11 protein-coding genes are annotated in these 13,354 nt (G+C 68.9%); 6 read left to right on the top strand and 5 right to left on the bottom strand.

Annotated elements, in window-relative coordinates:
• The first annotated feature begins 103 nt into the window (after positions 1–103).
• Complete coding sequence (locus ACZ50N_RS02650) at positions 104–535, top strand: STAS domain-containing protein (RefSeq protein ID WP_464474561.1); 432 nt, start codon at positions 104–106, stop codon at positions 533–535.
• On the opposite strand, the gene ACZ50N_RS02645 is transcribed toward ACZ50N_RS02650, so the two are convergent.
• Together ACZ50N_RS02645 and pta are read right to left on the bottom strand one after the other, a co-directional pair.
• The gene (locus tag ACZ50N_RS02645) at positions 455–1,615 is read right to left on the bottom strand and encodes an acetate kinase (protein ID WP_048423489.1); all 1,161 of its coding nucleotides are present in this window, start codon (positions 1,613–1,615) and stop codon (positions 455–457) included. The two genes, ACZ50N_RS02650 and ACZ50N_RS02645, sit on opposite strands and share 81 nt — an antisense overlap.
• Positions 1,615–3,696, bottom strand: coding sequence for a phosphate acetyltransferase (pta, locus tag ACZ50N_RS02640; protein ID WP_464474560.1), 2,082 nt, complete (start codon positions 3,694–3,696; stop codon positions 1,615–1,617). The genes ACZ50N_RS02645 and pta overlap by 1 nt, the downstream gene beginning before the upstream one ends.
• A gap of 216 nt (positions 3,697–3,912) precedes the next feature.
• Between pta and ACZ50N_RS02635 the strand changes: the two genes are divergently transcribed.
• Genes ACZ50N_RS02635 through ACZ50N_RS02620 form a run of 4 tightly spaced genes read left to right on the top strand, consistent with a single transcriptional unit; the run spans position 3,913 to position 10,361 of the window.
• The gene (locus ACZ50N_RS02635) at positions 3,913–5,340 is read left to right on the top strand and encodes a hypothetical protein (protein ID WP_464474559.1); all 1,428 of its coding nucleotides are present in this window, start codon (positions 3,913–3,915) and stop codon (positions 5,338–5,340) included.
• Positions 5,333–6,754: a glycosyltransferase family 2 protein gene (locus tag ACZ50N_RS02630; protein WP_048423490.1), complete on the top strand. Its 1,422-nt coding sequence runs from the start codon at positions 5,333–5,335 to the stop codon at positions 6,752–6,754. The genes ACZ50N_RS02635 and ACZ50N_RS02630 overlap by 8 nt, the downstream gene beginning before the upstream one ends.
• Complete coding sequence (locus ACZ50N_RS02625; protein WP_464474558.1) at positions 6,751–8,709, top strand: hypothetical protein; 1,959 nt, start codon at positions 6,751–6,753, stop codon at positions 8,707–8,709. Before ACZ50N_RS02630 ends, ACZ50N_RS02625 begins: the two co-directional genes overlap by 4 nt.
• Positions 8,706–10,361, top strand: coding sequence for a hypothetical protein (locus ACZ50N_RS02620; protein ID WP_464474557.1), 1,656 nt, complete (start codon positions 8,706–8,708; stop codon positions 10,359–10,361). Before ACZ50N_RS02625 ends, ACZ50N_RS02620 begins: the two co-directional genes overlap by 4 nt.
• Here ACZ50N_RS02620 and ACZ50N_RS02615 read toward each other — a convergent pair.
• Both ACZ50N_RS02615 and fgd read right to left on the bottom strand, forming a co-directional pair.
• Positions 10,307–11,272, bottom strand: coding sequence for an endonuclease/exonuclease/phosphatase family protein (locus ACZ50N_RS02615; RefSeq protein ID WP_464474556.1), 966 nt, complete (start codon positions 11,270–11,272; stop codon positions 10,307–10,309). The two genes, ACZ50N_RS02620 and ACZ50N_RS02615, sit on opposite strands and share 55 nt — an antisense overlap.
• Positions 11,269–12,279: a glucose-6-phosphate dehydrogenase (coenzyme-F420) gene (gene fgd / locus ACZ50N_RS02610; protein WP_046365650.1), complete on the bottom strand. Its 1,011-nt coding sequence runs from the start codon at positions 12,277–12,279 to the stop codon at positions 11,269–11,271. Before fgd ends, ACZ50N_RS02615 begins: the two co-directional genes overlap by 4 nt.
• Before the next feature lie 23 nt (positions 12,280–12,302).
• Here fgd and ACZ50N_RS02605 point away from each other — a divergent pair, with 23 nt between their 5' ends.
• Entirely contained in the window at positions 12,303–13,049 is a 747-nt protein-coding gene (locus ACZ50N_RS02605; protein ID WP_464474555.1) for an MBL fold metallo-hydrolase, read from the top strand.
• 1 nt (position 13,050) lies between these two features.
• On the opposite strand, the gene ACZ50N_RS02600 is transcribed toward ACZ50N_RS02605, so the two are convergent.
• A complete protein-coding gene (locus tag ACZ50N_RS02600) occupies positions 13,051–13,314 on the bottom strand; it encodes a hypothetical protein (protein ID WP_046365659.1) in 264 nt (87 codons plus the stop codon).
• Positions 13,315–13,354: the final 40 nt, after the last annotated feature.

Below are 13,354 nucleotides of genomic sequence, written 5' to 3'. Positions count from 1 at the left end.
CTACGAAATCCGTAGTATCGTCATCGCCACGCTTTCAGACCGCAGGGCTGCTATCCCCCACTCCGGCATCTCGCCCCGGGAGGCCTCTCATGAACAGACGGCGATGAGCACTCAGCGCGTGTTCCGCCCAGATCCGACGTCGTTCGATCTGCGCGAGGAAGAACACCGTGCGACCTTCTCGGCCTGCGAGCTGCCGCCGCACACCGTGCTCGTCACCATCCACGGGGAGATCGACGCCGCCAACGCCACTGCGCTGGCCCACTACATCGAGAAGCGGCTCGGCCACTCCCGCAGGCTGATCCTCGACCTGCAGACCGTGGAGTTCTTCGGCGCCGCCGGGTTCGCCGCGCTCACCCACGTCGACGTGCTGTGCAGCCGGGCGGGTGTGCGCTGGTCGCTGCTGGCGGGCTCGCACGTGCTGCGGCTTTTGCGCATCTGCGATCCGCACCGCGAGCTACCCGTCGCCGCCGACTCCGCCAAGTACGTCCGCACACGCCCGAGCAATCGCAAGCTCCTCGTCGGTCGGGACCACTAGCACCGTCGTCGCCGCACCCGCCGCCGAAATCCGTCGCGCAGCGCGGGACGGGCTCTCGTTCAGATGCTCGTCGATCTCGATCCCGAACGCGGTGAGCCCCGACAGTGCATCGCGGCGCACCAGCGCGTCGTTCTCCCCCACCCCGGCGGTGAACGTGATGACGTCAGCCCCGCCGAGCACGGCGAGGTAGGCGCCGATGTACTTGCGCAGCCGATGGATGTACACGTCATAGGCGAGCCGGGCGTCGGCGTCGCCGGCGTCGATGCGCCGGTGCAACTCCCGGAAGTCGATCTCCCCGCCGAGGCCGCGCACGCCGGAGCGGCGATTCAACATGGTCTCGATGTCTTCGACCGACATTCCCGCTTCGCGCCACAGGTACATCACGATGCCCGCGTCGATGTCACCCGAGCGGGTGCCCATCACCAGCCCCTCCATCGGGGTCAGGCCCATGGATGTCTCGACAGGCCGGCCACCGACGATGGCCGACGCCGACGCGCCGTTGCCCAGGTGCAGCACGATCTGGCGCAGCGAGGCCAGCGGGACGTCGAGGTAGGCGGCGGCCTGCTCGCTGACGTACTGGTGTGACGTGCCGTGGAAGCCGTAGCGCCGGATGTGCCATTCCTCGGCCACCTCGTTGTCGATCGCGTAGGTAGCCGCCTCGGGTGGCAGGTCGTGGAAGAACGCGGTGTCGAACACCGCGACGTGCGGCAGGTCGGGCAGCGCCGCGCGGGCGACCTCGATGCCGAGCAGCGCGGGCGGGTTGTGCAGGGGGGCGAGCGGGGACAGACGTTTCAGGCGTTCGATCGTGTCGTCGTCGATGACGGTGGGCCGGTACAGATCGGGGCCGCCGTGCACGACGCGGTGTCCCACCCCCACCAGGCCGAGCTCGTCGAGGCGGTGGCCGTCGCCGGCGAGCGCCTCGTGAACCACGTCGAGCGCGGCGCGGTGGTCGGGCACCTTCGGATCGTCGCCGATGCGCTCGACGATCCCGTCGGCCACGGTGGCCCCGGAATCCAGTTGAACGACAGAGTATTTCAGTGACGACGAGCCCGAGTTGAGGACCAGGACGGTATCCGGCATCAGCTGCGCCCCTGGGCTTGGATGGCCGTGATCGCCACGGTGTTGACGATGTCCTCGACCAGCGCGCCGCGGGACAGATCGTTGACGGGTTTGTTCAGACCCTGCAGCACCGGACCGATCGCGATCGCACCGGCGCTGCGCTGCACGGCCTTGTAGGTGTTGTTACCGGTGTTCAGGTCGGGAAAGATCAGCACGGTCGCCCGCCCGGCGACCGGCGAATCGGGCATCTTGGTGGCAGCCACCGACGGCTCCACCGCCGCGTCGTACTGGATCGGCCCCTCCACCAGTAGTTCAGGATCGCGCATCCGGACCAATTCAGTTGCCTTCCTGACTTTTTCGACGTCGGCCCCGCTGCCCGAGGTGCCGGTGGAATAGGACAGCATCGCCACCCGCGGCTCGATGCCGAACTGCGCGGCGGTGCGTGCCGATGACAGCGCGATGTCGACGAGCTGTTCGTCGGTGGGGTCGGGCACGATCGCGCAGTCGCCGTAGGCCAGCACTTCGTCGGCCAGACACATGAAGAAGATGCTCGACACCGTCGAGGTGTCGGGCAGTGTCTTGATGATCTCGAACGCCGGACGGACGGTGTGCGCGGTCGTGTGCCTGGCGCCGGAGACCATGCCGTCGACCATATCCGTGTGCACCAGCATCGTGCCGAAATACGAGACGTCGTGCATGGTTTCGCGGGCCTGCTCGACGGTGACGCCCTTGTGCTTGCGCATCTCGGCGTACTGCTCGGCGAACTGGTCGCACAGCTCGCTGCGCTGCGGGTCGAGGATGTCTGCTGCCGACAGATCCACGCCCAGCTCGGCCGCCCGGGCCCGCACCTGTTGCTCGTCGCCGAGAATGGTGAGGTCGGCGACGTTGCGCTTGAGCAGCCGGCCGGCGGCCTGCAGGATGCGGTCGTCGTCCCCCTCCGGGAGCACGATGCGGCGCCGATCGCTGCGCGCCTGGTCCAGCAGCTGGTGGGTGAACATCTGCGGGGTGACCACCGAGGGGATCGGAATGGTCAAGCGCGCCAACAGATCTGCGGTGTCGACATAGGTGTCCATCAGCGCCAGCGCCGTGTCGACCTTGCGAGGCGAATCCGCGGTGACCCGGCCGCGCGTCGCCGCGACGCGGCTGGCGGTCTCGAACGTGCCGAACCGCGTCTGCAGGATGGGCACCCGCAGGCCGAGCCCGCTCACCAGCGCGTCGATGGCCGGATGCAGCGGCAGCCCGCCGTTGAGGATGACACAGGACAGCGACGGAAAGCCTTCGGCGGCATGGGCGCTCAGCACCGCGAGCACCACGTCCGAGCGGTCGCCGGGGGTGATCACCGCGACGCCTTCGGTCAACCGTTCCAAGACGTGTTCGGCGGTCATTCCCGCCACCAGCACGTCCTCCGCCTCGCGCACGAGGAGCGCGTGGTCACCCTTGACCACCGAACCCTCGACGGCGGTTTGCAATTCGGCCACCGAGGGGGCCACCAGCAGCGGCTCCTCGGGCAATACGTAGCTCGGCGGCGTCACGCTGCTCAGCGCGTCGGCGACCTGACCGAGCTGGGCAGGGTCGCATCGGTTGACCACCACGGCCGCGGTGTGCGCGTGCTGGGCGGCGATCTCGTCGATGCACAGGCCGACGACCTGGGCCACCTGTTCCGAGGTCCGGCCCAGCCCCCTGACCGCGAGCACGACAGGGGCACCCAGATTGGCTGCGATGCGCGCGTTGGTGGAGAGCTCGCTGGGGGTCGCGACGTCGGTGTAGTCACTGCCGACGATCACCACCGCATCGCACCGGTCGGCCACCTGGTGGAACCGGTCGACGATGTCGGCGAGCGCGCCGTCGGGATCGTCGTGCAGCTGCTGATAGCTCACCCCGACGCATTCCTCGTAGGACAGGCCCGCGGTGGTGTGGGTGAGCAGCAGCTCGAGGATGTAGTCGCGCCCCTCGCTGATGCGGGTGATCGGCCGGAAGACCCCGACGCGGGCGACGGTCGCCGCGAGCCGGTGCAGGATGCCCAGCGCGATCGTCGACTTTCCGGTGTCACCTTCCGGTGAGGCCACGTAGATCGCTGTTGCAGTCCGAGGAGCGTCAGGCACATCGAAAGCCTGCCCGATCCCCGGCGCGATGGCCAGCGCGGTGGCTTGTGCCGCACATTACGGAACCGTAGGGATCGATTTTACTCCGCAGTAAGTTGTCTGAGTTTGCTGAACATGGTTCACTGCGTACAACGTGCTGACAGAGACGTTAATTAGCGTTCTGAAGCGAATCGCTGAAATTGCACAACTCGGGGTTTTTTCGACAGAGGGGGTGTCGTGGCCGTTCTGGACCTGCGCAGTACGAGGGCTCTGCGAGCGCTGCCAGCCACCGGTGAGGCGGTCACCGAAGCCGTCCGAATCAGCCCGTTCGTGGTGCGCATGCTCGCCGCGACCGCGCTCAGCGCAGCCGGGTGGGCACCGCTCTACCTCGGCTTATTCCGAGATCTACCTGGTGAGTCGCGCTGCGCCTACCTGCTGGCCGTCCCCGTGCTGCTCGTCGCTCTCGCAGCCGGTCACCGGAACCCGCCCTGTGGCGTCGGCGACGCCGAGTCGGACTGGATCGTCGCAGTCCTCCTCGGCGTCGCCGGCGTCGCAGGGATCGCGGTCCTCGCCGAGCGACTGCCCACACTGGCCGGGCTGTGGCGCCTGCCCGCACTCACTGGCGTGATCTGGTTTTCGTGTGTGCTGATCCTGCTCTTCGGCGTCCGGCACGTGGTGCGGATGTGGGCCGTCTGGGTGTTCGCCCTGGCCACCGCCACTCCACTGCCGTTCCTGCTCCTCACCGCAGAGCTCGGCGGCAGCGTCCGCGCGGCGGCCGCCGTGTCGGCGGGAATCGGCGCCGTGGCGGTCGCGATCGGGACCCCGGGAGTGCCGTGGCGCCGACGCTCGGTGGCCGCCGTGGCCTGCCTCGGCCTCGGTCTGCTGATGGTGTGGGCAGCCGCTGGAACGGGACAGTCGAACGGGCTGACGATGCTCGTCACCGCCGTCCTACCCGTCGCGACGATGCTGGCCGTCCGAGGCATCAACGCCTCCGTCCCGCAGGAATTTCCGCTGCCCACGCGGTCCGCGCCGGCGATGGCGTTCTTGGTCCTACTGGCCGCGGCTCTGCCCCTGGTCACCGCGCCCGCCCCACCATCGCGCGCCGCCGCCGTATCGGTCGACCCCGGGTGGATCCAGCGCACAGCGTGGGGCACCCCGCGCAATTTCCCGTTCATCACCCGCTACCTCGGTCCGGACAGCACGCTTCGGCGTTTCTCGATTCTCCCGGTGGACGGGCTGCCCGCGGCGGCCGTGGACGTGATGAGCACGCCCGACGCGGGCGCTCTACACGACCTGGCCGACGCGGTCTGGTACCCGTCGGCCCGCCCTCTGGACTACCGCCCCGCACCGCAGCCGATGCCCGACGGCGCGCGAATCCTGCACAGCAACGCCGATTCCGTCACCACCGTGGCCGAGGCGCCCTGGTACGCCGTGACCTGGACCTGGACCAGCGGGACGCTGTACCAGCGGATCACCGTCATCGTCAGTCAGTCGCTGACCGGAGCGGTCCCGCCTCCCACACCCCTGTCGATGCCCGCCGCGTCGGTGCGCCCTCTGCTGTGGCTGGCCCGCCAGCAACCCGACGACACCGGGGACGTCGACGAGCTGGTCGCTGTGCGGGCCCGCGCCGTCGTCGCTCAGGTGGCCGCGGTGGCCAATGTCTGATCACCTCGCGGAGCATCTGTCCGCCCGCACCCTGTTGGGCCGGCGCACCCTGTTCCGCACCGGGCTGACCGCGGTTCCGGTCGTCGCCGCCGTGGCCTGCTGGCCGCACGTGATCCTGCCTGCCGTGACCGCGTTGGCGGCTCTGCTGTACCTGGTGTCGAGCCTGGACCGAAACCTGCTGCTGCTCAGAGGTCTTCATGCCTCAGCCCTGATCCGCATCGACGCCGACGAGGCGTTGGCGATCCCTGACGACGACCTGCCCGTCTACACCGTACTTCTTCCGGTCTACGACGAACCCTCGATCGTGTCCAACCTGATCAACGGTGTCGGCAAGCTCGACTACCCGGCAGACAAACTCGAGATCCTGCTCCTCGTCGAAGAAGACGACATCGCCACCCAGACGGCACTACTGGATGCGGACCTGACCTCCGTGCGCGTCGTGATCGTCCCGCACAGCCAACCCAAGACGAAGCCCAAGGCCTGCAACTACGGAATGTCCCTGCCTGATCTGCGCGGTGAGCTGCTCACCATCTACGACGCCGAGGACATTCCCGATCCGCTGCAATTGCGCCGTGCCGCAGCCGCCTTCCGGCAGCTGCCCGCCGACATCGGATGCCTGCAGGCCCGGCTGGGCTACTTCAACGAACGGCAGAACCTGCTCACCCGGTTCTTCTCGCTCGAGTACGACCAGTGGTTCGGCGTGGTGCTGCCCGCCGTCGAGCAGGCCCGGTGTGTGGTGCCACTGGGCGGGACCTCGAACCACATGCGGGTCTCGGTCTGGCGCGAGATCGGCGGCTGGGACGAGTTCAACGTCACCGAGGACGCCGATCTCGGGGTGCGGCTCGCCCGGCACGGCTACCGGACGCTGATCCTGGACTCGATCACGTTGGAAGAGGCCAACTCCGACGTGGTCAACTGGATACGCCAACGGTCCCGCTGGTACAAGGGCTACCTGCAGACCATGCTCGTGGCTCTGCGCGATCCCGTCGGGCTCCATCGCACGATCGGGACCAAAGCCACGCTGCGCCTGATCAACATGACCGGTGGCGTCCCGCTGACCAGTGCGGTGAACATCGCGTTCTGGTTCGCGCTGCTGGTCTGGGTGCTGGGCCGGCCCCCGTTCATCGAGATGCTGTTCCCGCCGATGACCTATTACGTGTGCTTGACGTTGTTCCTCATCGGCTCGCCGCTGTCGGTCTACTCCGGGGTGATCGTTACCCGAGCGCTCGGCAAGCCGCATCTCGCCTGGGCCGCGCTGCTGACCCCGCTGTACTGGGTGCTGCAGTCGATCGCGGCGCTGAAAGCCATCTACCAGTTGGTGTTTCGGCCCTCCTTCTGGGAGAAGACGGTGCACGGACTCAGCCACCCGCTCGACACACCCACGACTGTCCCCACGGAAGGTTCCCCTCGATGACGCTCCCGCTTTCCCGACGCCTCCCCCGCCTGGTCACCGCGTTGGCCGTGACCGCCAGTCTGGCCGTCCTGCCCGGCGTCTCGCCCGCCGCAGCCGAACCGTACGTGGAAGCGGTGGCGGGTCCGTCGGTGACGCCGGCGATCGGTTGGGCGCAGCTGGGGCTCTCCGATCGAATGGACATCATCGGCGCGAACCTGCCTGCAGACGTCAGTGTTCCGGTGCCCACCGGGGTGACCCCGACTCTGTTGACCGGTGAGGTCGGCTCCATCGTCAACGTCACCGACGGCCGCGTCGACGTCATCGACGGTCGTGGTGTCGTGCTGGGGGTGATCCCACTGCCCGCCGGCGCGATCAGTGTCCCGTTCACGATCGACACCTCAGCCGCCCAGGTGGTCGACGGGCGAACGAGACTCAGCTTCGTCGTCCGCGACACCGGACCCGCCGCGACGACGTGCACGCAGCCCCCCGCGGTGACGCTGAGCCGCCTGGCCACCACGTTCTCCGGACCCGCGCCCGACCCCACCACCGTCGCCGGCTTCCTTCCCGGCTACCTCGACCACGTGGTGATCCGCGTCGACCCCGCCCCCTCGCCTGCCGTCGCCCAGGCCGCACTGGATCTGGTCGCCAAGCTCACCCGGCTCTACCGGCCGATGCCGGTCCGCATCGACGTGAGCACCGGCGCAGAGCCCGGTGTGGTCTCGCTGCAGTCACTCTCGGGCACCACCCGCGTGATCGACATCCGCGACGGCGGCCGTCCCGGCATCACGGTGGAGAACCCCGGCACCCCGGCCGCCGTCCTCGCGATCACCGGCACCGGGGATCAGCTCGCCACACAGGTCGGGTTGTTCACCGACCGGCGGCTCGGCCTGGCGCAGGGGAACTCGGCGACGCTGGTGTCGAGCCGGGAGGCCTCCGACGTGTCCTCGACCATGAAGACGTTCGGTCAGCTCGGCATCTCGGCCCAGGCCTCGGTGGTCGGAACCACCACGCTCTACACCGGTTTCGACGCCGCCGCGTTCGGTGTCGGCGCGATCAACGGGGCCGCGGTGCACCTGAAAGCCCACTACACCCCGGTCGTCGGCGGCGAAGGATCGGTGCTGGTGCGTTCGGGGGACACCGTGCTGGCCACCCACAGTCTCGACGGTTCCGGCACCCTCGACATCACCGGTGACATCCCGGCCGAATCGATCACCTCCAACGTCGGGCTGGCCGTGGAACTGCGCTACATCCCCCGCCAGGACTGCCCGCCGCTGAGCGATCGTGTGACGTTCTCGATCGATCCGCAGTCCACGGTGACGGTGCGGCCCGGCGCGGGTAATCGCGGTGGCTTCGCGGCCCTGCCGATGGCGTTCACACCCGACTTCGACGTCGCGATCGACAGCCCCGAGCACCTGCGGTACGCCGCCGCCGCTCTGAACCTCATCGCTCAGCAGACGCAGATCACGTTGCGGCCCAGAGTGACCCAACTGTCCGATGCGGCATCCTCGGGCTCGAGCACACTCGTGGTGAGCGGTGGGCGCGGGCTGGCCGACGCCGGGATGCATCCGCCGCTGCTGCCGGGCACAGCCGACACCGTGGACGTCGGCAGCGCCCCGTCGTCGGCCGCCACCACGCTGGTCGACCTCCACGCACCGCTGGGTATGGTCCAGGCGTTCACCGACAGCGGCCGAGCAGTGGTCGCGGTCACCGGCACCGGCGACTGGACGCTGGTCGACGCCACGCTCGATCATGTGCGCGGCCTGCCGAACCGGTGGGGATCGCTCACCGGCGACGTCGTCGCCACCGGCATCGCCGGCGAGACGGTGACTCTGTCCGTCAGCGAGGGTGATTCGATGCCCCACCAGCCCGCACCGGGCGAGGGATGGCAGTGGTGGGCCTGGGCGAGCATCGCCGCCGTCGGCGCCGCCGCCGTGGCCGCCGTGGCGACAGTGCTGATCCGCCGCCGCCGCGCGTGAGCCCGTCACGCCGGTGGCCCGACGTCGCGCTCTTCGGCGCGCTCTGCCTCCTCTACACCGTCGTCGGGTCGATTCTGGTGTTGCGGTACAACATCTTCGAGCCCGACGCCCCGAACCGGGTGGCCAACGCCGGCTTCGCCCTGCAGTCCAGGCACCCCCACCTGTCGGCCATCGGCTTCGTGTGGAATCCGCTGCCCAGCCTGGTGGAGCTCCCGCTGGTGTGGCTGAGCCAGTGCCCCGGACTGTCCGCGCTGAAACACGCGGGGCTCGCGGGGGTGATCCAGAGCGCGCTCTTCATGTCCGGCGCGGCACTGATGGTCCGCCGGATCGCCTTCGACGCCGGGGTCTCCCCGCTCCTGCGTCGCGTCGCCACGGCCGGCTTCGCATTACACCCGATGATCGTGATCTACGGCGCCTCGGGGTTGAGCGAGGCCGCGCAGATGTTCTGCCTGCTGTGGTGCGTGCGCTACCTGATGCGCTGGTGCACCAGCCGGTGGGTGGGCGATGTCGGGTGGGCCGGAATCGCCCTGGGCGTCGGCTATCTCGCGCGCTACGAGGTGATCCCGGCGGCCGCGGCAGCAGTGGGCCTCGTCGCCGTGATGACGTGGCGGCGGTCCCCCCGTGAGGTCCGCTGGTCGGCCGCCGCGGCGGACGTCGTGATCGTCGCCTTCCCCGTCGTGACAGCGTTCTTCGTGTGGGCGATCACCGGCTGGATCATCAACGACGAGTTCTTCGCCACGCTGTCCTCGCAGTACGGCAATGCCAGCCAGGTCGCGGGCCGGCTCGCCCGCGGCACGGCCGACGCCGGGGCGCAGTGGTCGGTGGTGGCATCCCGGCTGTTCGGGATGCAACCGCTGGTCGGGGTCGCCGTCGCGGTGGCCGTGGTGGTCGCCGTGGCGCGCAAGCGTGCCGCACCGCTGGTACCGGTCGTCGTGTTCGGTGCCACGCTGGCCTTCGCCGCAGTCGCACAACATGATTCACTGACGTTCGGCTGGTTCCGGTTCTATCTGTTGGCGATCCCGATGGTGATCTGTGTCGGGCTGTCGTGCTGGCAGAAGCAGACCGCTGTCCGGGTGACGGCTGCCGCGCTGGTGAGCGCCTCGGTGGTGGTGGCGATTCCGGTGACCACGCCGTTGATCGTGGACCAGGACATCGCCTACGGCCAACTCGAGGCGGGCTTCGCATCGCTTCTCGACCCGCAAGCCCATCCCCCGGGCGAGGATCCGGCTCGGCGCCGGCTGCTCAGCGAGAGGCGCCTCGCCCAGTGGTTCGACAGCAAGGACCTTCCGGACGGGTCGGTGTTGATGGACACGTTCCTCACCTGGGGGATCTGGCTGTCCTCCGAACATCCCAAACAGTTCGTGATCACCAGTGACTACGACTTCGTCGCCGCGCTGAACCGGCCGTGGGACTTCGGGATTCGCTACATCGTCGCCACCAATCCGGGCCGGAACGTGCCGGATGCGCTGAACCGCCGCTACCCGTCGCTCTGGGACGACGGCGCCGGTGTCGCCGCACTCGGGTACACCACCGACGGACCGACGTCCGACGAGATGTTCCGGGTGTACCGGACCACGGGACGGCCGGTCTCGCAGAATCAGCTCGAGGTCATGTCGACCGGCACGCTCACGGTGGCCACCAGGCCCAAATGATCGGTGCCGGCCACGTCCACCGTCGCCACCGACACCGCGTCCGCGTTCTTGGTCAGGATGTGGTCGATGCCGAGAAGAGCCGGCACCACGCGATTCTGGGGGTAGGTACGCAGCAGTCCACCGCCGGCAACGGCGTTCGCGTACCCACCGGTGAGCAACGCCCGGAACGGCGCCATGTCCGCGGTCGCGTTGTAGTCACCGGCGACGATCACGGCGCCGGCCCCGGCCGTGCGACCGATATCGGACAGCGTGTCGGGGAGCCGAGCGATGTCACCGCGCCAGTGGCTGATGTCCTGCGGCCAGGGCGCGGCCACATGCACCGACAGCACGGTCGCGTCGACGGCCACGCCGGGAATGCGCACGCGGGTACCGATCATCGGCAACGAATACCCGTCGATACGACCGGAGTTCACGATCGGGTAGCGGCTCCAGACACCGATACCGGACGCCAGCTGAGCGGGCGCGATCACTCGGTAGGGGAAGGCGACGTCCATGCCCGCGCTGGACAGCCCCGCCGCCGCCTGCGGCGTCATCTCCTGCACGGCGACAATGTCGGCCCGTTCCCTCGCGAGCGCCGCGAATGCCCGCGGATCCGCTTCTCCCATGGCCAGATTCGTGGTGAGAACGCGGATGTCGACGTCCTGACGCTCGGGCGTCCCCGGTGCCTGGTACCGGGGCAGGTACACCACCACGGCGGCCGCGGTCAGCGCGGCGGCCAGAATGACCAGCAGCCAGCGTCGGCCCACGAGGAGCAGCACCGCGGCGACGGGCGCGGCGAGCAGCAGGTACGGCGCCGCCGCAGCGGCGATCAGCAGCGGCTGATTGGACAGCGGTAGATACCGGGCGGCCATGCCGGCCGCGGCGACGACGAGGCCGAGCACGCCCAGCACCGTCGCGAGGACACGGATCATCCCAGGCGGCGCAACCGCGGTTCGAGATCGCGCTGGAACAGTTCCAGGAAGCGCTTCTGATCGTGGCCCGGAGCGTGGAACACCAGATGGTTGAGGCCCCACCCGACGTAGTCCTTGACCTTCTCCACGGCCTCGTCGGGATCGGAGGCGACGATCCAGCGCTTGGCGACCTGCTCGATCGGCAGCGCGTCGGCGGCCTTCTCCATCTCCATCGGATCGTCGATGGAGTGCTTCTGCTCGGCAGTCAGCGACAGCGGCGCCCAGAACCGGGTGTTCTCCAGCGCCAGTTCGGGATCCGTGTCGTAAGAGATCTTGATCTCGATCATCCGGTCGACGTCGTCGGGATTCTTGCCCGCGGCCTCCGCGCCTTCCCGCATGGCCGGGATCAGCTTGTCCTTGTACAGCTCCTCGCCCTTGCCCGACGTGCAGATGAAGCCGTCGCCGGCGCGGCCCGCGTACTTGGCCACCTGAGGTCCGCCCGCGGCGATGTAGATCGGGATGCCACCCTCGGGCACGTCGTAGATCGAGGCGCCCTTGGTTTTGTAGTACTCGCCGTCGAAGTCCACGCGATCGCCGAGCCACAGCTCGCGCATCAGCCGGACCGACTCACGCAGCCGGGCGTAGCGCTCCTTGAACTCCGGCCACTCCCCCTCATAGCCGGTGGCGATCTCGTTGAGCGCCTCGCCGGTGCCGACGCCGAGGAAGATCCTGTCCGGGTACAGGCAGCCCATCGTCGCGAACGCCTGGGCGATGACGGCCGGGTTGTAGCGGAAGGTCGGGGTGAGCACGGAGGTGCCGAGCACGAGTCGCTTGGTGCGCTCACCGACGGCGGTCATCCAGGCCAGCGAGAAGGGGGCATGCCCACCTTCGTGGCGCCAGGGCTGGAAGTGGTCGCTGACGGTGGCGCTGTCCATGCCGTGCTCTTCGGCGAGGACAGCGAGTTCGACGAGTTCACGGGGCGCGAACTGCTCCGCCGACGCCTTGTAGCCCAGTTTCAGTTCAGCCATGACTATGTTTCTACACTCGCGTCATGAGCTTGGCTGTCGCGGCCGTCACCGACCGCGTGCACTTCGCACACACCGATCTCGTGAACTGGGCGCTGGTCGCAGGGGACGGCGGGGTGATCCTGATCGACGCGGGGTATCCCGGTGACCGCGGCGAGGTTCTGGCTTCCCTGTCCGGCCTGGGTTTCGGCCCGTCCGATGTGCGCGCGATCCTGCTGACGCACGCCCATGTCGATCACCTCGGCTCGGCGATCTGGTTCGCTCGCGAGCACGGCACGCCGGTGTACTGCCACAGCGCCGAGGTGGGGCACGTTCGGCGCGACTACCTCGAGCAGGCGTCGCCGCGCGACGTCATCGCCCGCGCCTGGCGGCCGTCGTACCTGCTGTGGTCGTTGGCGCTGGTGCGCAACGGGGGTCTCACTCACGAGGGCATCCCGACGGCGCAGCCGCTGACCGACGAGGTGGCGGCCGGACTGCCGGGAGCGCCGCAGATCATCGCGACGCCGGGGCACACGGGCGGGCACTGCTCGTATCTGGTCGACGGCGTGCTGGTCAGTGGGGACGCGTTGATCACCGATCACCCGGTGGCGCCGCGCTCCGGCCCGCAGCTGCTGCCGTCGCTGTTCAACCACGATGAGGCGGCCTGCCGTCGCAGCCTCGACGTCCTCGCCGAGGTGCAGGCCGAGGTGATGCTGCCGGGCCACGGGCCGGTGTGGCGGGGTCCGGTGGCGGAGGCGGCTTACGCCGCCTATGCCGCCACGGCGAAGCCGTGAATCACACCAGCGTGTCGTAGCCCAGCAGGAAGATCGCGGTCAGGGCCAGGCCGCAGGCGAGGACGATCGCCGGCATCAGGATCATGGTGTCGAGTTCGTCGTCGTTGAGCACGTCGTCGTCGAAGCGGCCGAACAGCACCCGCGCGATGCCGGTGCGGCGGAACACGCGCACCATCCGCTGGACACCCACGGAATGCCGACGGCGCCCGACGAAGACCCGGGAGAGCCCGCCGAAAACGAACGTCAGCGCAGCAGCGGCCAGCATCAGCCAGCCCACCGTCGCCTGCGACACAGCGGCAAGCCTA

The sequence above is a fragment of the Mycolicibacterium obuense genome (genome assembly GCF_055397605.1).
The sequence above is the reverse complement of the archived record's forward strand: the minus strand, read 5'-3'. Positions and strand labels throughout refer to the sequence as shown.

What these genes read in the sequence shown, in the direction of transcription:
- ACZ50N_RS02650 (WP_464474561.1), top strand. Translation starts at nt 104, where the DNA reads ATGAGCACTCAGCGCGTGTTCCGCCCAGATCCGACGTCGTTCGATCTG.
- ACZ50N_RS02645 (WP_048423489.1), bottom strand. Translation starts at nt 1,615, where the DNA reads ATGCCGGATACCGTCCTGGTCCTCAACTCGGGCTCGTCGTCACTGAAA.
- ACZ50N_RS02630 (WP_048423490.1), top strand. Translation starts at nt 5,333, where the DNA reads ATGTCTGATCACCTCGCGGAGCATCTGTCCGCCCGCACCCTGTTGGGC.
- ACZ50N_RS02625 (WP_464474558.1), top strand. Translation starts at nt 6,751, where the DNA reads ATGACGCTCCCGCTTTCCCGACGCCTCCCCCGCCTGGTCACCGCGTTG.
- ACZ50N_RS02615 (WP_464474556.1), bottom strand. Translation starts at nt 11,272, where the DNA reads ATGATCCGTGTCCTCGCGACGGTGCTGGGCGTGCTCGGCCTCGTCGTC.
- fgd (WP_046365650.1), bottom strand. Translation starts at nt 12,279, where the DNA reads ATGGCTGAACTGAAACTGGGCTACAAGGCGTCGGCGGAGCAGTTCGCG.
- ACZ50N_RS02605 (WP_464474555.1), top strand. Translation starts at nt 12,303, where the DNA reads ATGAGCTTGGCTGTCGCGGCCGTCACCGACCGCGTGCACTTCGCACAC.
- ACZ50N_RS02600 (WP_046365659.1), bottom strand. Translation starts at nt 13,314, where the DNA reads ATGCTGGCCGCTGCTGCGCTGACGTTCGTTTTCGGCGGGCTCTCCCGG.